The organism is Roseofilum sp. SBFL (assembly GCF_017746885.1).
Lineage (GTDB): Bacteria > Cyanobacteriota > Cyanobacteriia > Cyanobacteriales > Desertifilaceae > Roseofilum.
This window is the reverse complement of sequence record NZ_JAGHZH010000178.1, coordinates 22,663-42,019: the sequence shown is the minus strand read 5'-3', so window position 1 is coordinate 42,019 and position 19,357 is coordinate 22,663. Positions and strand designations below refer to the sequence as shown.

The window sequence follows — 19,357 nt, the reverse complement described above, 5'->3', positions numbered from 1 at the left end:
TGACGATCCTAAATTGATATGATTGAGGTTTGCAAGGGTTGATTGTTTATTTAGCCTATCAAATCATGGGCGATCGCAACAGACTTCAGTCAGATTGTTTGATGCTCAGAGTAAGTGCCTTTAGACTGGGGAGTGTCAATACAACGCTTATTTGCCAATCTTCTCGAAAACGCCTTAAACTATACCCCTGCAGACCGCACCATCACGGTTTCCCTCAAGCAAAAAGAGGATGCGATCGCTGTTTCTATCCAAGATACTGGTATTGGTATTGCCCTCGAACACTTGCCGTTAATCTTCGATCTCCTGTGGAGATTAGACAAAGCTCGCACCCATCGCGCTGGAGCTTTCGGCTTAGGCTTGGCGATCGGTTGTGGTACATGGCGAGAGAGAATTCAACACTATACTCCATCAACCCACCCCTTGACTCTCCAGTTGGGTGGAGTGTTTACACTCTAGGCAATAGATTAGAGGGTGAAGGTTATGCAACAGCAAACGCTACAAGTAGAAGGCATGTCATGTGCCGGTTGTGCCCAACGGGTTGAAAACCTGATTCAAGGCATATCAGGGGTTACGAACTGTTCTGTTAATTTTGCCCTCAGGGAAGCAACCGTTCAATATAATCCTCGTGCTGTTAGTTTAGATCGGATTCAACAAGTAGCTGCAGATGCAGGATATCAAGCCAATCTTCCTTCAGAGGAAGAGAGAGAAGCACACTCCGATCTAGAGCTACAACAGTTACAACAAAAACTGTGGCTAGGGGGAGCGGTTTCAGTTCTGTTAGTGGTGGGTTCTTTCCCGATGATGACTGGACTTTCGATACCGGGTTGGCCCCATTGGCTCCATAATCCTTGGTTGCAATGGATGGTGTCAACTCCGGTCATGGTTTGGTGTGGTCGTTCGTTTTTTGTCGGAGCCTGGAAAGCCTTTCAACACAAGAGCGCGGATATGAATAGTTTGGTGGCTTTGGGGACGGGTTCAGCCTATTGCTATTCTTTGTTTCCGACGCTATTTCCTGGATTTTTTGAAGTTCAAGGCTTGAGTGCAGATGTATATTATGAAGCTGCTGTTGTGATTATTACCCTGATTTTATGGGGAAGAATGCTGGAGCATCAAGCCAGATCGAAAACTTCATCAGCCATTCACGCTCTGATAGGTTTACAACCGAAAACAGCACGAGTAATGCGGGATGGGGAAGAGCAGGAAATTCCCTTAACCGAGGTGCAAGTGGGCGATCGCCTCTTCATCCGTCCGGGCGAAAAAATTCCCGTCGATGGTAGAGTCATTCAGGGTTCCTCAACGGTTGATGAATCCATGGTTACTGGGGAAAGTATCGCAGTGGATAAACAGCCCGGTGATGAAGTTATTGGCGCAACGATCAATCAAATGGGTAGTTTTCAGATGGGAGCCACCCGCGTAGGCAAAGATACCGTTTTAGCGCAGATTATCCAGTTGGTGAAAGATGCCCAAAGTTCTAAAGCGCCCATTCAGAAATTAGCCGATCGCGTCACATCCTGGTTTGTGCCTGCGGTTTTAGCCATAGCCGTCCTCACCTTTCTCACCTGGATACTGTTGACAGGCAACCTCACCCTAGCCATGGTAACCACCGTCAGTGTTTTAGTCATTGCCTGTCCCTGCGCTTTGGGGTTAGCCACGCCAACCTCGGTGATGGTGGGAACCGGGAAAGGGGCACAACAGGGAATTCTGATCAAAGGAGCCGAAAGCTTGCAACTTGCCCATCAGGTGCAAACCATTGTTTTAGATAAAACGGGAACCCTGACAGAAGGGAAACCCACGGTTACGGACTATATCACCGTTCTGGGAACTGCCCACGGCAATGAATTGAAACTTTTGCACCTGGCAGCAAGCTTGGAAAAATCCTCTGAGCATCCCCTAGGACAGGCTGTAGTGGACTATTGCCAACGTCAGGGTATTAAAAAGGGTTTTAGCGATCCGGAGCAGTTTCAGGCAGTTCCTGGCTGTGGCGTGCAAGGTTATATTAGCAATCGCCTCATCCAACTGGGAACTCGGCGATGGATGGAAGAGTGTGGGGTCGATCTGGCGGTGAAAACGTCTCAGGGTGTGCCATTGAGCGAGTATCAGGAGCCGTGGGAGAGTACCGGAAAAACGGTAATTTGGATGGCAGTGGATGGACAGGTGGAAGCAATATTGGCGATCGCCGATGCCCTCAAACCCTCTTCAGAAACTGTAGTTAAACGCCTACAGCGCATGGGGTTAGACGTAGTGATGCTCACAGGAGATAATCAGAAGACAGCAGAGGCGATCGCCTCACAAGTTGGTATTACCCAGATTGTCGCCCAAGTGCGCCCCGATCGCAAAGCCGATACAGTGCGCCAATTGCAACAAAACGGTAAATTAGTCGCCATGGTTGGCGATGGTATCAATGATGCCCCTGCCTTAGCGCAAGCCGATGTCGGCATAGCCATTGGTACAGGAACCGATGTGGCGATCGCTGCCAGCGACATCACCTTAATTTCTGGCGACTTACAAGGCATCATCACCGCCATTCAACTCAGCCATGCCACCCTAAACAATATCCGCCAAAACCTATTTTTCGCCTTTATTTATAACACCGCCTCCATCCCCATTGCCGCCGGTATTTTATATCCTTTCTTCGGTTGGTTACTCAATCCCATTATTGCCGGGGGAGCGATGGCGTTAAGTTCCGTTTCTGTTGTTACCAACGCTCTGCGCTTACAAAAATTTCAACCCCATTGATAGTGCTTTGTACTAGGGAATAGTGTACTCCATAACAGCACAAAGTGCTGTATCTCAAAGACTAAAAGAGCCAAAGGGATTTAATAGTTATGGAGAAATTCAATAATGGAGTGTTCTACAGTTCAGATTTGCTCAATAACCAGGTAGCCGTTTCACCTAATGATATTTCCACTAGTTGGAAACCAGATGAGTGTCAAACTGCCGTTACCGGGATAAGTTCTGCCTGCGATCTGGGAAAAATCCCCGAACCTTCGGCAGTTTTGGCACTTTTAGGCGTTGGTGCGTTTGGTTCTCTATTCAAGGGGCGCTAAGGTTCATAACTGTAGTAGCTCTCTGGCTGTTTCGCTTCGCGACATGAAATGCCCCTACAACCCTATCTCACTCCTGTCAGTCTCTCTCTCGTGGGAGAGGGCTACGAATCAATGAAAATGGTATAGAATAGAGTCAAACTTATTCACCCAACCATTCACTTAAATTAGGAGAAAAGAACAAGAATGACCCAAGTGGTAGTCGGAGAAAACGAAGGAATTGATTCAGCTCTACGTCGCTTTAAGCGCCAAGTGTCGAAAGCCGGAATCCTGGCGGATGTGAAAAGCCGCCGTCATTTTGAAACCCCTCAAGAGAAACGCAAGCGTAAAGCAGTCGCGGCTCGGCGTAAGCGACGCATGTCTCGCTAGGGAACAATTGTTGAGATATATTTATTTCAATTCAGGTTGATACACCACGATCTATCTGGAAAGACGCGATTTGTAGGGGCGAACGGCTGTTTGTCCCTACAATCGTGTTTAAACCCTAATCGAATTATAGCGCTTCGCGCTAGGCAATAGGCAAAAGCTTGTATGGCTTAGGCCCTAAGCCTTCAAGCTTTACCTTCTAGAATAGAAGAGAGAAACGCTATAACTATAACTTTTAATTGCTCAACTATCCCCAGGATTGTGTTGCCGATTCCCGGTTCACTGGACCTAATATCAGTTTTCTAGACCCCTGGGGAATGTGAATCCAACCTAAATCTTGTAGACGGTTGACTAAATTTGAGATGGTAACCCCTAATTGATCCCGGAGTTGGTATAGGGTAGACCATCGGGTAAGATTTTGGCGATGACAATATTCGAGAAGGATGTTCTCTGGCATCAGCAGACAACTGGCAAAGTATTGTGCCTGCCACTCAATCGATTCGAGTTCGGTTAAGGAACTATTCGGACGACACAAGAAAGAATCGCTACTGCTGCTCAGATTACATTGTCCTTCTTCACTGACTTCTGCATGGTTGATATGCAGCATCCAATGGCCGATTTCATGGGCTAGGGTAGAGGCTTGAAATCCTTCGGGTAAGCTGAGAATTTCTTCATTAAGTTCAATTTGACGATTCAAGGGGAGAATACGGGCCGCAATGGGCCCGTATTCGTCCGAGGGAATCCGATCCCAAACCACTCCCAAATCTAGAAAATCAGCGATACGGTCTACTTCTAGGGGCCAAGAGGGTTTCCAGTTCGGGGTAAATTCCATGCGTAACAGGAGGTCGTTGGCCCGACGCTCAATTTCTGGTTTGGGATAAAAGCGGTAGGGTTTGATTAAACTCAACTGGGGGCATCCTCACTGGCTGCTTGAAAGATTTTTTCGGCGAAGTCAGGGTTTTCTCGTAAGCGTCTCAGGAGCATGGGCATGGCTTGGGCATTTTGCTTGAGCAGTTCCTCATATTGGTGAGGAATGCGTCCAGCTAGACAAACCAGCATATCGGGTTCAAGGTCGAGATGTTTGGCCAGGGAGCGGATGACTTCTTCTTTGGGAGGATAGTCAGCGCGATCGTTTTCTAGCTTGGACAGGTAGGTAAAGTCAAGCTTGACCAAAGCGGCAAGACTCCTTTGGGAATAGCCTTTGTCTTTGCGTGCCCTACGCAGAATTTTACCAAATGTTTCTGTAGTCATTCGTTTTCTCCATTACAAATCTATCCTATCTCTAGTTTGAATAAAAAATCAAAAAATGGGTTGCCGGTCGGGATAGATTTGGGCTAGGATAAGAGTGTTGAAAAAATAATCAACGCAGCGATTGGAGGCAAAACGATGGCTCAAACTTGGACAGATACGACCTATAAGCTTGATGGCACGGAAATGACGATTTTGACCAGTCACCCTCGTCACGATCGGGTTTCGCTCTATGTTCCGGGGTATTCTTTGGGGGGAAATGGGTTCTCGATTTTCTTTACCCAAGACCATATTGAGTTGCTGGAAACCCTTCTGGATCAATTAAAGCAGTTAAATGGCAGCGATCGCCTCTCCCAAGCTGAACCGGTTGCCCTTCGCCGGTCTTCACCAGCAGAATTGGTGGGATAGGGGAGTGGGGGATGGGGAGACGCGGGGATAGGGGGACACGGAGATGGGGGGACACGGAGAAATCATGCCCTTTTCTCTTGCCTATTGCCTATTGCCTTTTCCTGACTCCCTGACTCCCCACTCCCCTAAAGAAGGGCAATACAGTCAATTTCGACCAAAACATCCTTCGGCAAGCGTGACACCTCTACACATGCGCGAGCGGGGGCACTCTCCGGGTCAAAATAACCTGAATAGACCTGATTGACGGTAGCAAAATCATTCATATCCTTAAGGAAAATAGTCATTTTCACGGCATTTGCAAAGGAAGCACCAGCCTCGGCTAAAACCGCTTTCAGGTTATTCATCACCTGTTCCGTTTGCTTGGTCACATCATCGGTATGAACCAATTCATTGGTGGTTGGATCGATCGCAATTTGACCAGAAACAAACAACATCTGACCGCTCGCGGCGATCGCCTGATTATACGGCCCAACAGGAGCTGGAGCCTTCTGAGTATTAACCACTTTACGAGTCATTCTTCTTCCTCCATCCACTTAAAACAATCGGGGACGCAAGCCATAATTGCGGTACATCCAATAATCTTTCAAAATGCTGTCATGGTCAAAACATAAATTGGGCGGCACTTGCCACAACTCAAACAAATCCAAATTCTGAGCATCATCAGCCGCCTGGGGTTCCCCCATAGCCGTTGCAATCATCACCACCGATAAGGTATGCTGCCGAGGATCGCGCCCCGGCTCAGAATACACATGGAACTGTTCCACCAACTCCACCGATAACCCGGTTTCCTCCTTCGCCTCTCGGATAGCCGCCGTTTCCACCGACTCCCCATAATCAACAAATCCTCCAGGAATTGCCCATCCGAACGGAGGATTTTTACGTTCAATCAACACAATCGGGCGCTCAGGGCGGTCAATCATCTCAATAATGATATCAACCGTAGGCGTAGGATTACGATACTGCATAGTCAAGTGAGATATTAAAGATTTGCCTATTCACCAAATTTAAACCCAAGGACACCCCAAGAACATGATAAGGTCATCATGTTAGCTGCGAAATACGCCAATTGTAGAATATGCCCTCTTCTAGACTTAGTGGCATCTTACTCCATCCCACTTCATTTCCGAGTCGGTTTGGTATTGGAGACTTAGGCCACGAAGCATATCGCTTTGTTGATTTTCTTGCCCACACGCACCAAAAACTGTGGCAAATCTTGCCTTTAGGGCCAACCGGTTTTGGAAATTCCCCCTATATGTGCTACTCAGCCATGGCTGGTAATCCCATGCTTATTAGTCCTGAGTATCTCAAGGATGACGGTTTACTCCAAGAAGATGATTTTCTTCATTTGCCTGAATTTCCCCTAGATTGGGTAGACTTTGAGCGGGTAATTGCCGTGAAAACAGCCCTATTGGAAAAAGCCTGCCAAAACTTTCAGGGACAAATCGAGGAATCTAGCGAAACGCAAGAAGCCTTTGAAACCTTTTGCCAAGAAAAAGCCAGTTGGCTCGAGGATTATGTTCTGTATATGTCCCTCAAGGACGATCGGGAGGGAAAACCTTGGTATGAATGGGATGAAGCGTTAATTAACCGGGAAAAAAGCGCTCTGGAAGCGTCTCAAGAGCGGTTACAAGAGAGAATTTTTTACCACCAGTTTACCCAATTTAAGTTTTTTCAACAATGGGCAGCACTCAAAGCCTATGCCAATGAGCAGAATGTGGACATTATTGGGGATATTCCCATTTATGTTGCCCATGATAGTGCGGATGTCTGGGCTAACCGGGACAACTTTTTGATCGATCCAGAAACCGGTCAACCGGAACTGATGGCAGGTGTTCCCCCGGATTATTTTAGTGAAACGGGTCAGTTATGGGGAAATCCAGTGTATGACTGGGAGTATCTAGAGAAGACTGATTTTAAGTGGTGGATTCATCGCTTCCAGACCATGTTAGAGTATGTGGACTGGATTCGGATCGATCATTTCCGGGGGTTTGAGTCCTTTTGGGCGGTTCCTGAAGGGGAAGAAACGGCGATGAATGGAACTTGGATGCCCACCCCTGGAGAAGCGTTTTTTGAGAAATTGGAGCAGATGTTAGGTAAGCTGCCCATATTAGCTGAAGATTTGGGAGTGATTACCCCAGAGGTGGAAGCTCTGCGGGATAAGTTTGGATTTCCAGGGATGAGGGTCTTACATTTTGCGTTTGGTTCCGATGCTGGCAATCCGTTTTTGCCCTATAATCTACCGCGCAACTGCTTGGTTTATACGGGAACCCATGATAATAATACGACTTTGGGTTGGTTTGAGAACGATCTACCCGATTGGGAGTGCGATCGCGTGGTGAATTATTTAGGTCATTTGAGTCCCAATGGTATTCATTGGGATTTAATTCGTTTAGCCTTGTCTTCTGTGGCCAATTGGGCCATTATTCCCATGCAGGACTTTTTGGGTTTAGATGAGCGAGCAAGGATGAATACTCCTGGACAGGCTGAGGGAAATTGGAGTTGGCGTTATCGTCCAGACTCGATTGGTACATGGTTGTGCGATCGCCTCCAACTGCTCACCCAACTCTATGGCAGATCCTCAAAGGGCAGTTAACTGCGGGAGAGCTGGTTCGCTGTAAAGATCACTTCTTCTACAGCACCCGGTTCTCCCAGTTTTTCAGATTTCCCTTCGTTGAGGGCAACAGAAACCGCTCCAGCATTACCCGCTACAATAATCAATTTTTGATTGGCGACCCAGGTTTGTTGGGTTCCTTCAGTCAGAGTTCCTTCAAAAGCGGTTTCTCCATCCGCTTCAATTAATATCCAAGACGGTTCAGTGACGATCACGCTGACCCGAACCGGTTCGATGGAGTTCGGATCGGGTTCAGATTTGACGACCAGGGAAGCGGGGGAGGGTTCCGAGGGAATCCCTGGGGGTGAAGGGGGACTAGAGGCGATCGCTTCGATTTCTGGTGCAGGTTGTTCAACTAAATAATCGACAGACGACCCCACAGAACGCTCAATCCAATAGGATAGGCCATTGACAGAACCAAAAATAATAGCCACATATAACAAATACAAATGAATCGGGCGCAGTTGCCACATGGGCCAACGCATCCAAGAGGCCTTAAGCAAGTTAAATCGAGACTCTGAAGGGAAGGGACTGGCAAAACTAGAACCATCGAGTCCTAAAAAATCGGCATAGCGTCTGAGGAAATAATGGACATAAACGGGTTCTGGGAGTTGTTCGAGTTTTCCCTCTTCGATCGCCCCGAGCAGGCGTTGTCGGATACGGGTTTTTGTGGCAATGTAGTCTAAACTCAAACCTTTTTCCTGACGGCGATCTCGTAATTGAGACCCCAGGTCAATTAAGACGCTCTTCAAGGAATCAAACTCATTGACTGAGGATTGTATGGTTTTCTGTTTCTTCATCAATTACGCTCCTTCACCACCGATCTGTTTGTACCACAGTTTCCTCTCAAAGCTGTAATTTCCAAGGCTCTCAGATATCGATATTGCCCTTTAGGTAAGGCTTTGAGTTGAATTGAGCCAATGGCACTCCGATGGAGACTCAGCACGGGATACCCTAGGGTTTGGGCCACCTTACGGATTTGCCGATTCCGACCTTCCCATAAGACAATTTCCAGCAAAGTTTTGTGAGTGCCTTGCGATCTCATTCGCCTGACTTTAGCGGGTAGAGTTTGGATGTTTTCATAGACTATACCGTTTCTCCAGTCTTCGAGAACCGATTCTGGGGGAATTCCTTCGACCCAAACGCGATAGGTTTTGGGGATACTATGGCGAGGGTGAGTCATCTGAAAGGTCAAGTCTCCATCATTGGTGAGCAAAATTGCCCCCGTCGAATCAACATCTAAGCGACCGACCGGGTGAAGACCGGTATGGTGAGACAGAGTAGGAGGAAGGAGGTCTAAAACGGTAGTGCGATTTTGAGGATCGGCACAGGTACAAATCACTCCTAAGGGTTTGTTCAGTAAGATATAAAGGGGTTGGGGACGATGGTGAAGGGAAAGGAGAGAACCATCAATTTCGATCGCATCGCGATCGGGGTTCGCTTTCTGGCCGAGTTGATGCACCACTTGACCATTAATGCGAATGCGACCCTGTTGGATCATCACCTCTGCCTGTCGTCGGGACGCGACACCCCAACGAGATAAAATTTTTTGTAATCGTTCATCCCTGGGTAGATGACTCGAATCAGCCTCCATCATTGTTGTGATACTCACCAGTTTTAGGGTTAGGTTAAGAGGTTAGCGAAGAAAAAAGTTTTGCTTGACTGGCAGTCCCAGTTGCTGACAACTGGGTAATCTTTACAAATCTTACAAGAAGTTGCCCAGAACGGGGGGGAGTTCAATTAAAAATTCAAAATAAAAAAACTCAAAATGATTACCTTTGCCTTAACTCAGAGATCTGAACGGACTAGGGAAGACGAGAATCAATCAAGATTGAGGTTAAAGTTTACTGAAATCCCCTGATGGATGTTGAGGTAGATAAATTTCAATCCATGCACCTGTGGTTTCTGGATGATTACTGGCCTTCACCCATCCTTGATGAGCTTCGATAATTTGCTGGACAATGGCTAATCCTAATCCACTACTGTGAGTTAAGGGGGTACGGGGAGGGTCAAAAGAATCGGAGGATACGGCAGGGGGAATTTGGCTGCTAGACAGGACTCTAGCACGGGAGGGTTCTCCCCGATAGAAGCGCTCGAAGATATAGGGTAAGTCAGTTTTTGGAAAACCTACACCGCCATCAATAACTTCAAGATGCACCCATTTCTGAGATGGAGTGGTTGAGTTTAGGCATTCTTCTATACTGAGTTTAACCCATATTTGACCTTGGAGGGGACTGTATTTGATGCTGTTGTCGAGGAGATTAATGAATACGCGACATAAGCGATGTTCGTCGCCGTCGATCAATAGCCGTTCTGGGCCAGAATATTGTAGTTGGAGTTGTTTCTGACGGGCTAGGGGTTCGAGGGCGATCCACGAAGAGCGGATCAGGTCAGGTAGGTTGATGGGTTTCCAATTCAGGCTATAGGTCGATCCCCGTTCGAGTTGACTCAGATCGAGAAGGACTTGGACAATATCGCTAAGGCGAATGACTTCGGAAAGGAGGCGATCGATCCAGTTGCGCAGAGGGGGATTGAGGCGAGTTTGAAGGGTTTCGGCGACGAGACGAATGGAGGTCAGGGGAGTTTTGAGTTCATGGGCAACATCAGAAAACGCCCGATCGCGCTGGTTAGCTAAAGTGAGCAGTTCTTGGCGGTTTTCCAAGAAAACTCCGACTCGACCTTTCGACAGAGGAATGCTATAGGCTTTCAGGGCAATTTTGGGTTTGAGCGATCGCTGGGTATTCTGGGGTTCTACCGTTGGCGCAATGGGTTGAAAGTTCCAGTGTCTTTCAACCGGTTTTTGGGTCGTGCGGGTTTGCTCGATCAGTTCATCTAACTCATAGGAGCGGACAATTTCCAGTAGTAGGCGAGGACTGTTGAGTTCTGGAGGACTAATGCCAAAGAGTTGATAGGCTTGGGCGTTACACCAGATGAGTTGATTTTGATCGTCAACTTGTAAATGGCCTAGGGGGGCACAAGTGAGGATTGATTGCCAGTAATCTATGTCTTGTTGTAGACGGTGCCGATGTTTCCGTTGATCGTCGATCGCCCTTACTAGACGTTCGGGGAACCGGCGCATCAGTCCTGAACCAGAGGTCAATTCAGGTAGGATTCGCTTGATTTGTTGTTCTAAGCGAAATTGACATCCTAGCCATAGGAACAAGCCTACCGCTAATCCCAGTAAGAATCCGAGTAGTGGCACAATCATAGCTTCTCTTGATTATCACCTCATCGCCTAGGGTTTGGATCGCATTTTCAATGGGGCGATTTTAGTTAGCTAAAGCGGTATCCAAATCCACGAACCGTCAGTAAATATTCTGGGTGACTGGGGTCGAGTTCAATTTTTTCGCGTAGCCAACGAATATGTACATCTACGGTTTTGGTGTCTCCCATGAAGTCGGGTTCCCAAATGCGCTCGATCAGTTGGTCTCGCGACCATACTCGTCGAGGATGGTTCATAAAGAGTTCGAGTAAGCGGAATTCTTTGGGAGAGAGGTTAATTTCTTGGTCGCGGACGATGACGCGGCATTCTTGGGGCAATAGGGTAATATCTTTGATTCTCAGAACTGAGGGACAAGATTGGGGGAGGGGATAGCGGTTGCGCCGCAGGAGGGCGCGTACTCTGGCCACTAATTCCCGCACGCCGAATGGTTTGGTAAGGTAGTCATCTGCTCCAACTTCTAATCCGACGACGCGATCGGTTTCTGAGCCTTTGGCACTGAGAATGAGGATTGGTACAGTATGACCTCTTTGACGCAGCCAACGGCAAAGGTCAAGACCATTGATCGAAGGTAGCATCAGATCGAGAACGATCGCATCAATAGAGTCTACAGGGCGATCGCCCCCTTCCTGTTGTTGATGAAATAATTCCACGATTCCCCGACCATCTTCAGCCGCGATCACCTCAAATCCCTCATCCCGTAAGGATAGGGCAACCGTTTCTCGAATCAGTTCTTCATCTTCGACGACCAAAACTCGCCCTAAACTCAATTGTGAATTCGTTTGGGTTGTTTCTATCGGCAATGTAAATACCATGACTAGCCTACTAACTCCGACAGTACGATTCCCTTAAGCGTACCAGCTTTTTTTGAAAAACATCACATTTTTCCAATTCAATTCATGTGAGTTTTGTCTATACTTTGTCTATATGAAGAGACGATTGATTTCTAGGGCTTTTATCTGTTGATAGCTAACTTTATTGTCCAATCATTCCGTTAATCCATCTATTTTTTTCTTGGATTTTCTTCAACGTAATCCCCGAATTTTATGGGGAGCTTCTTCTCACCTAGGACTTTAAATTCATGGTCATTTTAAACTAGCGATCGCCCGGTCAACTTAGACGGATTGTTTAAAGGTTGCATTTTTCCGATAATCATCATGCAGTTAAAGGATGCAATTAAAGGATTGTAAAGAAAACATAAAGTTGTGATTGATTAAACTTATCTTCCTATTCAGATGAGGTATAACTGGCACAAGAGGATAACGAATCTATAAAACTTCCGATCAATAAAGGGTCAAGATTTTTCCTGTTTATCAGGTATTGACTCTCTTGATTGGGTAATACGGATAACACACTGATAACACTCTCCTTTTTGCCTCGATAGCCCCTAACTCTCATTCAGGCAAGGAGATTATGACTATGACAGCTTCAACTGTTGTCAAACCCCACCCAAAAATTCGAGTTGCAGTGGCCAGTAAGGATAAGGGTTTAACCAACGAGCATTTCGGCCATGCTCGCGAGTTCCTCATCTATGAAGTTGATGCTCATCAAGCTCAATTGCTGGAAAACCGTCCCGTTAAACCTTATTGTCATGGCCCAGAAGGAGGCCCAGGAGACCTGAGCGAGAACATTGAGGCATTATCCGACTGCACAGCACTTTTAGTAGCTAAAATTGGCGCACTACCGGAAAGTCGCCTCCAAGAAGCCGGGATTGAAGTCGTACAAGTTTACAACACAATCGAAACTGCTGTCTTAGATTTTTATAGTCAATGGGTTAAGAAATCCATTCAATCAATATAGCGCCAAGATAACCCAGACCAGCGCGTTGGATCTCCATCAAGTAGAAAGCCTACTATTGCCCGTTTTTAGCTATTCATGCCTGTCCAAATTATCCTCAATCTTCATCGAAATCATGGACGCACGACCCTCAACAATTTATCTCGATAATAATGCAACCACCCGGATTGCCGACGAAGTTTTAGAAGCTATGCTTCCCTACTTACAGGACTATTATGCGAATCCTTCGAGTATGCATACTTTCGGAGGGCAACTGGCCAAACCGGTACGAAAAGCACGGCAAAATGTGGCTCAATTATTAGGCGCTCAACCTGATGAAATTATCTTCACCAGTTGCGGTACAGAAGGGGATAATGCTGCCATTCGGGCCGCCTTAGCTAGTTATCCCAATAAGCGCCATATTATTACCACTAAAGTTGAACACCCGGCCATCATTAGCCTCTGTAAGCGGTTAGAAAAGCAAGGCTATACCACCACCTATTTAGGCGTAAATGAGAAAGGGCAACTCAATTTAAATGAATTGAAGGCAGCGTTGACAGAGGATACGGCTTTAGTGTCCGTCATGTGCGCGAACAATGAAACGGGAACCCTCTTCCCCATCGAAAGAATTGGGCGCATTGTCAAAGAACGGGGCATTTTGTTCCATGTAGATGCGGTACAAGCGGTGGGTAAAGTGCCCCTGAACATGAAAGAGAGTACCGTGGATTTTCTGGTGTTATCTGGACATAAGTTGCACGCTCCAAAAGGTATTGGGGCCTTGTATGTTCGCAAAGGGGTAAGGTTTCGGCCCCTTTTAATTGGGGGACATCAGGAGCGCGGCAGACGTGCAGGAACGGAAAATGTACCCGGTATCATTGCTCTAGGGAAAGCGGCTGAGTTGGCGATGCAGTCGATGGAGACTGAAAATAAGCAAGTCCGACAGTTGCGCGATCGCCTTGAACAAAGCATTTTAACCACCATTCCCCATACCCAGCTCAATGGCCATCCTGCCTTAAGACTGCCCAACACCACCAATATCGGCTTTAAGTATATCGAAGGAGAAGCCATCTTACTCTCCCTCGATCGCTATGGAATTTGTGCCTCCTCCGGATCGGCTTGCACCTCCGGTTCCCTAGAACCGTCCCACGTTCTGCAAGCGATGGGACTGCCCTACACCATTTTGCACGGTTCCATTCGCTTTAGCCTATCTCGGTATACCACCGACGCAGAAATCGACCAAGTATTGCAAGTGATGCCCAAAGTTGTAGAACGACTCCGCCAGATTTCCCCCTTCAAAGATGCCACCGACGAACAGCACGGTTGGTTGAGTTCAGTGGGGGATAAACAACTGGCTCAAACTCGCTAAATCTATAGCCATTGACCAACCTTTCTAACCATTCAAACTCAAGGGAGCTGCTAGAACTATGTGGGACTATACGGATAAAGTGATCGATTTATTTAACAATCCTCATAATATGGGGGAAATTACCCCCTCCGACTGTGAAGAATATGAAACTGTTGCTGTCGGTGATGTCGGCAGTATCGCTTGTGGCGATGCCTTGCGGTTGCACCTAAAAGTCAATACTCAAACCGAACAAATTATTGATGCCAGGTTTCAGACCTTTGGATGCGCCAGTGCGATCGCCTCCTCTTCTGCCTTAACCGATCTCATTCAAGGCATGACCCTCGATCAAGCTCTAACCCTCAGCAACCGAGAGATTGCCGACTTTTTAGGAGGGCTTCCCGAAGAAAAAATGCACTGCTCCGTCATGGGACAAGAAGCCCTAGAAGCAGCCATTTACAACTACAAAGGCATTCCCCTAGAAGCCGAAGAAGAAGACGAAAGTCCCTTAATTTGTCGCTGCTTTGCCATCACCGAAGGCAAAATTAAACGCATTATCCAGGACAATCATCTCACCACAGCCGAACAAGTCACCAACTATATCAAAGCAGGCGGCGGTTGTGGTTCTTGTCTGGCTGAGATTGACGATATCTTGGCTGAAGTGACCCAAGAACGAAAACAACAGCAGCATATGAACCAGGTTGCTGTTGAAACCTGCGTCGAATTAGCCGAAAAACTCGCCAGTGCCTCTCCAGAACCGGCATCTGAGCTGCCCTCATTAACCACATTACAAAAGATTACGTTAATTCAACAAATTTTAAATGATGAAATTCGTCCGATGGTAGCCATGGATGGCGGTGATGTGGAGCTTTACGACATAGAAAGTAATCTTGTTAAAGTCATCTTAAAAGGAGCCTGTGGCAGTTGTCCGAGCGTGCTGACAACCCTAAAGCAAGGCATTGAGCAAACTTTGCGCGATCGCGTCTCAGATGATTTAATCGTCGTTGCCATTGAATAGCACTCTATAGACTTAGAAACAAACCTGCTCTATCTTCTCTAAATAATCCATATAACCCTTATCTAAAGCACGGTTTAGCCGTGCTTTAGTCATGATATAGCCCTGTTTTTTGGGGAATATATTAAAAATCTTGTTATAATAAATTAACTTTTAAAAATATTTAAATAATATCAATTTCTGCATTTTCATAATCCAGTTTTTGCCAAGAAAATAGAAAGAATTAACAACAAAGTAATTGTTTAAAATTAAAAGACAGAAAAAGTAAGCAAGATCACTTTTATTGAGTGAAAAATATTTTTTTGTGTAGTCACATATACAGTTATTTTGCTTTTAAAAGTTTATAACTATATTCGTAGGCAAGAAAAGTAAAGTCATTCCTGAATCCATCTAGATCGAGGAAAACTTTGCAGAGTATATTGTCAGTGTTTCAGAAGTTATTCTCTTTAATCGTAGTGGCTTATGTTTGTCAATAGAGAGAGGAAGTCTTAAACCACCCCACTCTATTGATTCTTCTGTAAGCCATTACTTAACTACCCCAAACAGGAGGTTTAATCATGAGGAAAATCGCTGTTTACGGAAAAGGCGGAATTGGTAAATCAACCACCACTCAAAATACAGTTGCTGGGTTAGTTGAATTAGGCCGCAAAGTCATGATTGTCGGTTGTGACCCCAAAGCTGACTCCACTCGGTTACTGCTCGGTGGCTTACACCAGAAAAGTGTCTTAGATACCTTACGCGAAGAAGGCGATGACGTAGACTTAGAAGACATCCGCAAAGAAGGCTTTGGGAAAACCTTATGTGTTGAATCTGGTGGACCAGAACCGGGTGTTGGTTGTGCAGGACGGGGGATTATTACCTCCATCAGTATGCTCGAACAACTCGGAGCCTATGAAGAACAAGTTGGTTTAGACTACGCCTTCTACGACGTTTTAGGAGACGTAGTTTGTGGTGGATTTGCCATGCCCATCCGCGAAGGCAAAGCTCAAGAAATCTATATTGTCACCTCTGGTGAAATGATGGCAATGTATGCTGCCAACAACATTTGTCGAGGTATTATGAAATATGCCGAGTCTGGTGGCGTTCGGTTAGGTGGATTGATTTGTAACTCCCGTAAAGTTGACCGAGAAGCAGAACTGATCATGGCTTTAGCCGACGCATTAGGCACACAAATGATTTACTTCATGCCACGGGACAACATGGTACAACGGGCAGAATTAAACCGGAAGACGGTGATTGAATACGCTCCCGAATCCGAACAAGCGCAACATTATCGCAACTTGGCTAAAGCCATTGATGAAAATACCAATCAAGTCATTCCTACTCCCGTGTCTAATGATGACCTGGAAAAATTACTCGTGAAATATGGATTATTCGGTTAAGGATACACCCGTATTCTCAACGGACATCCATTCCTTTTGTTGTATTTTCTCATTTTTGAGGAGGAAAAACTCAAATGCCAGTCGCTATTCGAGCCATTGTTCGACCAGAAAAAGCCACTGATGTGATGCAAGCCTTATTGAACGCAGGCTTTCCCGCCGTCACCAAAATTGATGTTTACGGTCGAGGCAAACAACGGGGTTTGAAAATTGGGAACGTTCACTACGATGAACTGCCCAAAGAACTGTTAATGTTCGTCGTCCCCGACGAAGATAAAGACACTGTAATTCGGATTATTCTTGACAGTGCCCGTACCGGAACCGAAGGAGCCTATGGAGATGGAAAAATCTTCGTAACTCCAGTTGAAGAAGTCTACACCGTCAGTACAGGTGTTAAAGAAACGGCTCAAGTTTTAGTCCCTTCCACACCTGAAACTTCTCCTCGAACTTTAGTGACGACTTAAATTCAGATTGATCGCTGTATTGCTGATTGTTAGGGGTCATATTATTCCTAAGAATATATCCAATAGGAATCTCCAGTTTAACCGATCGTTTAACCCCTAACAATTGTAATTCTACTGTAGATTAACACTGAGGAAAGAGACATGAAAGAAGTGATTGCGATTATTCGCATGAACAAAATGCATGAGACCAAAGAAGCCTTGATTAAGGCAGGTTTTCCTGGATTTAATGCCGTAAAAGTTGCAGGTCGAGGACGGCAAGCCATGGAAGCAGAAGTGGTAGATGCCTTAAATAAGCATCCTGAAGATGCATCAGAGGTATTGCCTTTACTTGCTCATGTTCCTCGCTTAATTCCCAAGCGTTTGGTTAGTTTAGTTGTTCCTGATGAGTTGGTCAAAGAAGTAGTCAATACCATCATCAAGATCAATCAAACCCGGAATGCTGGAGACGGCAAGATCTTTGTAGTACCAGTACTCGACAGTATTCGGATCCGGACTCGCGAAAAAGGTAATTTTGCGATCGATGAAATGGGTTCAGGCATGTTTTTTGCCTAAAGTAGTCCCTGATCTAGTTGATATCGAATGATAGGAGAATTTATCTCAAACTAGCCGGATTTACTGTGAGATTAATTCGGGACGGGAGAGCGGAAATACAAAGCAGATCAACTCTAAGTATTGTTCTCTTCTCTCGTCTTTACGAACCCCAAACATAATGGAGAGAAAACCATGACTGAAAAATTATCACCGACGACTGATTTTGAATCAGGATCCCAACAGGCACAACAAGGTGTGATGCTTTCTCCGTCTCCCATAAGTCTGGAAGAGACCCAGGATAGTATTGCGGAAATTATTGAAGCCTATCCGAAAAAAGTCGCTCGCAAACGGAGCAAACATATTGTTGTTCGTGACCCATCTATTCCGGAGCAAGAAATTAACGCTAATGCCCGTACAACTCCCGGAATTATTACTCAGAGAGGATGTGCTTTTGCGGGATGTAAAGGTGTGGTTGTGGGGCCATTTGGTGACTGCGTACACATCGTTCACGGTCCGATTGGGTGTTCCTATTATTCTTGGTTAACTCGACGCAATCAGTTTAAACCGAGAGAAGATGGCAAAGATTTTTTGCACTATTGCTTCTCTACCGATTTGAACGAACATGATGTTGTGTTTGGTGGTGTGAATAAGCTGAAACAGGCTGTGCAAGAAGCCTATGATATTTTCCAACCCAAATCGATTACGATTCACTCCACTTGTCCGGTGGGATTAATTGGAGATGATATCCAAGGTGCGGCTAGGGAAATGACGCAGAAACTCGGACTTCCGGTCGTTGCCTTTAACTGTGAAGGATATAAAGGAGTCAGTCAATCCGCAGGACACCATATTGCCAACAATGGTTTCTTCCAACATTGGATTGGAAATGATACTGAAACGGAAGAAATCGAAGGATTTACCGTTAACCTGATGGGTGAATATAACATCGGGGGTGACTCTTGGGAAATTGAGCGGGTGCTGGAAAAATGTGGCATTAAAGTGGTTTCCACATTTAGTGGCGATGCCTCTTATGATGATGCGATCAAGGCTCATTTAGCCAAAATAAATCTGGTCATGTGCCATCGTTCCATTAACTATATGGCTTCCATGATGGAAGAGAAATATGGTACGCCTTGGATGAAAGTGAACTTTATTGGCGTTCATGCTTTTGCCAAGAGTTTACGTAAGATTGCCAAGTTCTTTAACGATCCGGCTTTGACAAAACGGGTAGAAGACGTGATTGTGGAAGAATTGGCGATCGCCGAAGCTCAGTTGACCCAGTACCGCAAACGACTCGAAGGAAAAACGGTATTCTTGTTCGTTGGCGGTTCCCGGGCCCATCACTACCAAGAACTGTTTGCAGATCTCGGCATGAAAACCATTGTAGCAGGCTATGAGTTTGCTCACCGGGATGACTACGAAGGACGGCAAGCCCTACCGAATATCAAGGTGGATGCAGACAGTCGCAACATTGAAGAATTGGATGTAGAACGGGATCCAGAGCGCTATAATCCTCCATCGGACGCAGAAATGGAACGTCTGCGTAACGAGAATATCATGAATGACTACAAAGGCATGATGCCCGATATGGGTGAAGGCACATTGCTAGTAGACAACATTTCTCACCATGAACTCGATGTGTTGATCAAACGCTTTAAACCCGATCTGATTGGTTCTGGAATTAAAGACAAGTACGTGATTGAGAAATTCGGCGTACCTTGCAAGCAGTTGCACAATTATGACTACGGCGGGCCCTTTGCTGGTTTCCGAGGTGCAGTCAACTTTGCCAAAGATGTGGATCTACGAGTCAATAGCCCCACTTGGCAATACATCAAAGCCCCTTGGGATTAGGGTTAACGGGCTGGAAAGCCCCTACCCTCCCTCCTCCAGTTGCAGGGGGTTTGTCCTGAACTCGTTGCAACTCTCACCCTTCATTCATCCCAACTCGGAGAGAAA

General features: G+C 46.1%; 21 protein-coding genes. 13 read left to right on the top strand and 8 right to left on the bottom strand.

Annotation, left to right across the window (positions count from 1 at the left end; genetic code table 11):
* The first annotated feature begins 132 nt into the window (after positions 1–132).
* The 4 genes from J7545_RS19535 to rpsU all read left to right on the top strand — a co-directional run bounded on the left by J7545_RS19535 (position 133) and on the right by rpsU (position 3,413).
* Positions 133–456 carry an ATP-binding protein gene (locus tag J7545_RS19535; protein WP_318698744.1) on the top strand — a complete coding sequence of 108 codons (324 nt, stop codon included), beginning with the start codon at positions 133–135 and terminating at the stop codon, positions 454–456.
* Between the two features lie 24 nt (positions 457–480).
* A complete protein-coding gene (locus J7545_RS19530) occupies positions 481–2,736 on the top strand; it encodes a heavy metal translocating P-type ATPase (protein WP_318698745.1) in 2,256 nt (751 codons plus the stop codon).
* 89 nt (positions 2,737–2,825) lie between these two features.
* Positions 2,826–3,047, top strand: a complete 222-nt coding sequence (locus tag J7545_RS19525; RefSeq protein ID WP_318698746.1) for a PEP-CTERM sorting domain-containing protein — start codon at positions 2,826–2,828, stop codon at positions 3,045–3,047.
* Positions 3,048–3,230: 183 nt separating this feature from the next.
* Positions 3,231–3,413 (top strand): 30S ribosomal protein S21, encoded by a 183-nt coding sequence (gene rpsU / locus J7545_RS19520; protein ID WP_271937305.1) that lies wholly within the window; start codon positions 3,231–3,233, stop codon positions 3,411–3,413.
* Between the two features lie 244 nt (positions 3,414–3,657).
* On the opposite strand, the gene J7545_RS19515 is transcribed toward rpsU, so the two are convergent.
* Together J7545_RS19515 and J7545_RS19510 are read right to left on the bottom strand one after the other, a co-directional pair.
* Positions 3,658–4,317 carry an ImmA/IrrE family metallo-endopeptidase gene (locus J7545_RS19515; protein ID WP_318698747.1) on the bottom strand — a complete coding sequence of 220 codons (660 nt, stop codon included), beginning with the start codon at positions 4,315–4,317 and terminating at the stop codon, positions 3,658–3,660.
* Entirely contained in the window at positions 4,314–4,661 is a 348-nt protein-coding gene (locus J7545_RS19510) for a helix-turn-helix transcriptional regulator (protein WP_318720030.1), read from the bottom strand. Before J7545_RS19510 ends, J7545_RS19515 begins: the two co-directional genes overlap by 4 nt.
* Before the next feature lie 135 nt (positions 4,662–4,796).
* Between J7545_RS19510 and J7545_RS19505 the strand changes: the two genes are divergently transcribed.
* Positions 4,797–5,066, top strand: coding sequence for a hypothetical protein (locus J7545_RS19505; RefSeq protein WP_318720029.1), 270 nt, complete (start codon positions 4,797–4,799; stop codon positions 5,064–5,066).
* A gap of 125 nt (positions 5,067–5,191) precedes the next feature.
* Here the strand turns inward: J7545_RS19505 and J7545_RS19500 are convergent, their stop codons facing one another.
* Both J7545_RS19500 and J7545_RS19495 read right to left on the bottom strand, forming a co-directional pair.
* Positions 5,192–5,581, bottom strand: a complete 390-nt coding sequence (locus tag J7545_RS19500; protein ID WP_318720028.1) for a RidA family protein — start codon at positions 5,579–5,581, stop codon at positions 5,192–5,194.
* Between the two features lie 18 nt (positions 5,582–5,599).
* Entirely contained in the window at positions 5,600–6,031 is a 432-nt protein-coding gene (locus J7545_RS19495; protein ID WP_318720027.1) for an NUDIX hydrolase, read from the bottom strand.
* A gap of 110 nt (positions 6,032–6,141) precedes the next feature.
* Between J7545_RS19495 and malQ the strand changes: the two genes are divergently transcribed.
* A complete protein-coding gene (malQ, locus tag J7545_RS19490; RefSeq protein ID WP_318720026.1) occupies positions 6,142–7,659 on the top strand; it encodes a 4-alpha-glucanotransferase in 1,518 nt (505 codons plus the stop codon).
* Here the strand turns inward: malQ and J7545_RS19485 are convergent.
* The 4 genes from J7545_RS19485 to J7545_RS19470 form a co-directional block, all read right to left on the bottom strand.
* Positions 7,656–8,477, bottom strand: a complete 822-nt coding sequence (locus J7545_RS19485; RefSeq protein WP_318698752.1) for a helix-turn-helix domain-containing protein — start codon at positions 8,475–8,477, stop codon at positions 7,656–7,658. The two genes, malQ and J7545_RS19485, sit on opposite strands and share 4 nt — an antisense overlap.
* Entirely contained in the window at positions 8,477–9,271 is a 795-nt protein-coding gene (locus J7545_RS19480) for a pseudouridine synthase (protein WP_413038631.1), read from the bottom strand. Before J7545_RS19480 ends, J7545_RS19485 begins: the two co-directional genes overlap by 1 nt.
* Positions 9,272–9,514: 243 nt before the next feature.
* The gene (locus J7545_RS19475; protein WP_318698754.1) at positions 9,515–10,885 is read right to left on the bottom strand and encodes a PAS domain-containing sensor histidine kinase; all 1,371 of its coding nucleotides are present in this window, start codon (positions 10,883–10,885) and stop codon (positions 9,515–9,517) included.
* Between the two features lie 65 nt (positions 10,886–10,950).
* A complete protein-coding gene (locus J7545_RS19470) occupies positions 10,951–11,712 on the bottom strand; it encodes a response regulator transcription factor (protein ID WP_318698755.1) in 762 nt (253 codons plus the stop codon).
* 604 nt (positions 11,713–12,316) lie between these two features.
* Between J7545_RS19470 and J7545_RS19465 the strand changes: the two genes are divergently transcribed.
* The 7 genes from J7545_RS19465 (at position 12,317) to nifD (ending at position 19,252) form a co-directional block, all read left to right on the top strand.
* On the top strand, positions 12,317–12,697 hold the full coding sequence (locus J7545_RS19465) for a NifB/NifX family molybdenum-iron cluster-binding protein (protein ID WP_318720025.1): 381 nt from the start codon (positions 12,317–12,319) through the stop codon (positions 12,695–12,697).
* A 112-nt stretch (positions 12,698–12,809) separates the two neighbouring features.
* A complete protein-coding gene (gene nifS / locus J7545_RS19460) occupies positions 12,810–14,039 on the top strand; it encodes a cysteine desulfurase NifS (protein WP_318720024.1) in 1,230 nt (409 codons plus the stop codon).
* A 58-nt stretch (positions 14,040–14,097) separates the two neighbouring features.
* On the top strand, positions 14,098–15,033 hold the full coding sequence (nifU, locus tag J7545_RS19455; protein WP_318698732.1) for a Fe-S cluster assembly protein NifU: 936 nt from the start codon (positions 14,098–14,100) through the stop codon (positions 15,031–15,033).
* A gap of 554 nt (positions 15,034–15,587) precedes the next feature.
* Positions 15,588–16,412, top strand: coding sequence for a nitrogenase iron protein (nifH, locus tag J7545_RS19450; protein ID WP_271937326.1), 825 nt, complete (start codon positions 15,588–15,590; stop codon positions 16,410–16,412).
* Between the two features lie 74 nt (positions 16,413–16,486).
* The gene (locus J7545_RS19445; protein ID WP_318698731.1) at positions 16,487–16,873 is read left to right on the top strand and encodes a P-II family nitrogen regulator; all 387 of its coding nucleotides are present in this window, start codon (positions 16,487–16,489) and stop codon (positions 16,871–16,873) included.
* A gap of 141 nt (positions 16,874–17,014) precedes the next feature.
* Positions 17,015–17,425 (top strand): P-II family nitrogen regulator, encoded by a 411-nt coding sequence (locus tag J7545_RS19440; protein ID WP_318698730.1) that lies wholly within the window; start codon positions 17,015–17,017, stop codon positions 17,423–17,425.
* A gap of 237 nt (positions 17,426–17,662) precedes the next feature.
* A complete protein-coding gene (gene nifD / locus J7545_RS19435; protein WP_413038641.1) occupies positions 17,663–19,252 on the top strand; it encodes a nitrogenase molybdenum-iron protein alpha chain in 1,590 nt (529 codons plus the stop codon).
* Positions 19,253–19,357: the final 105 nt, after the last annotated feature.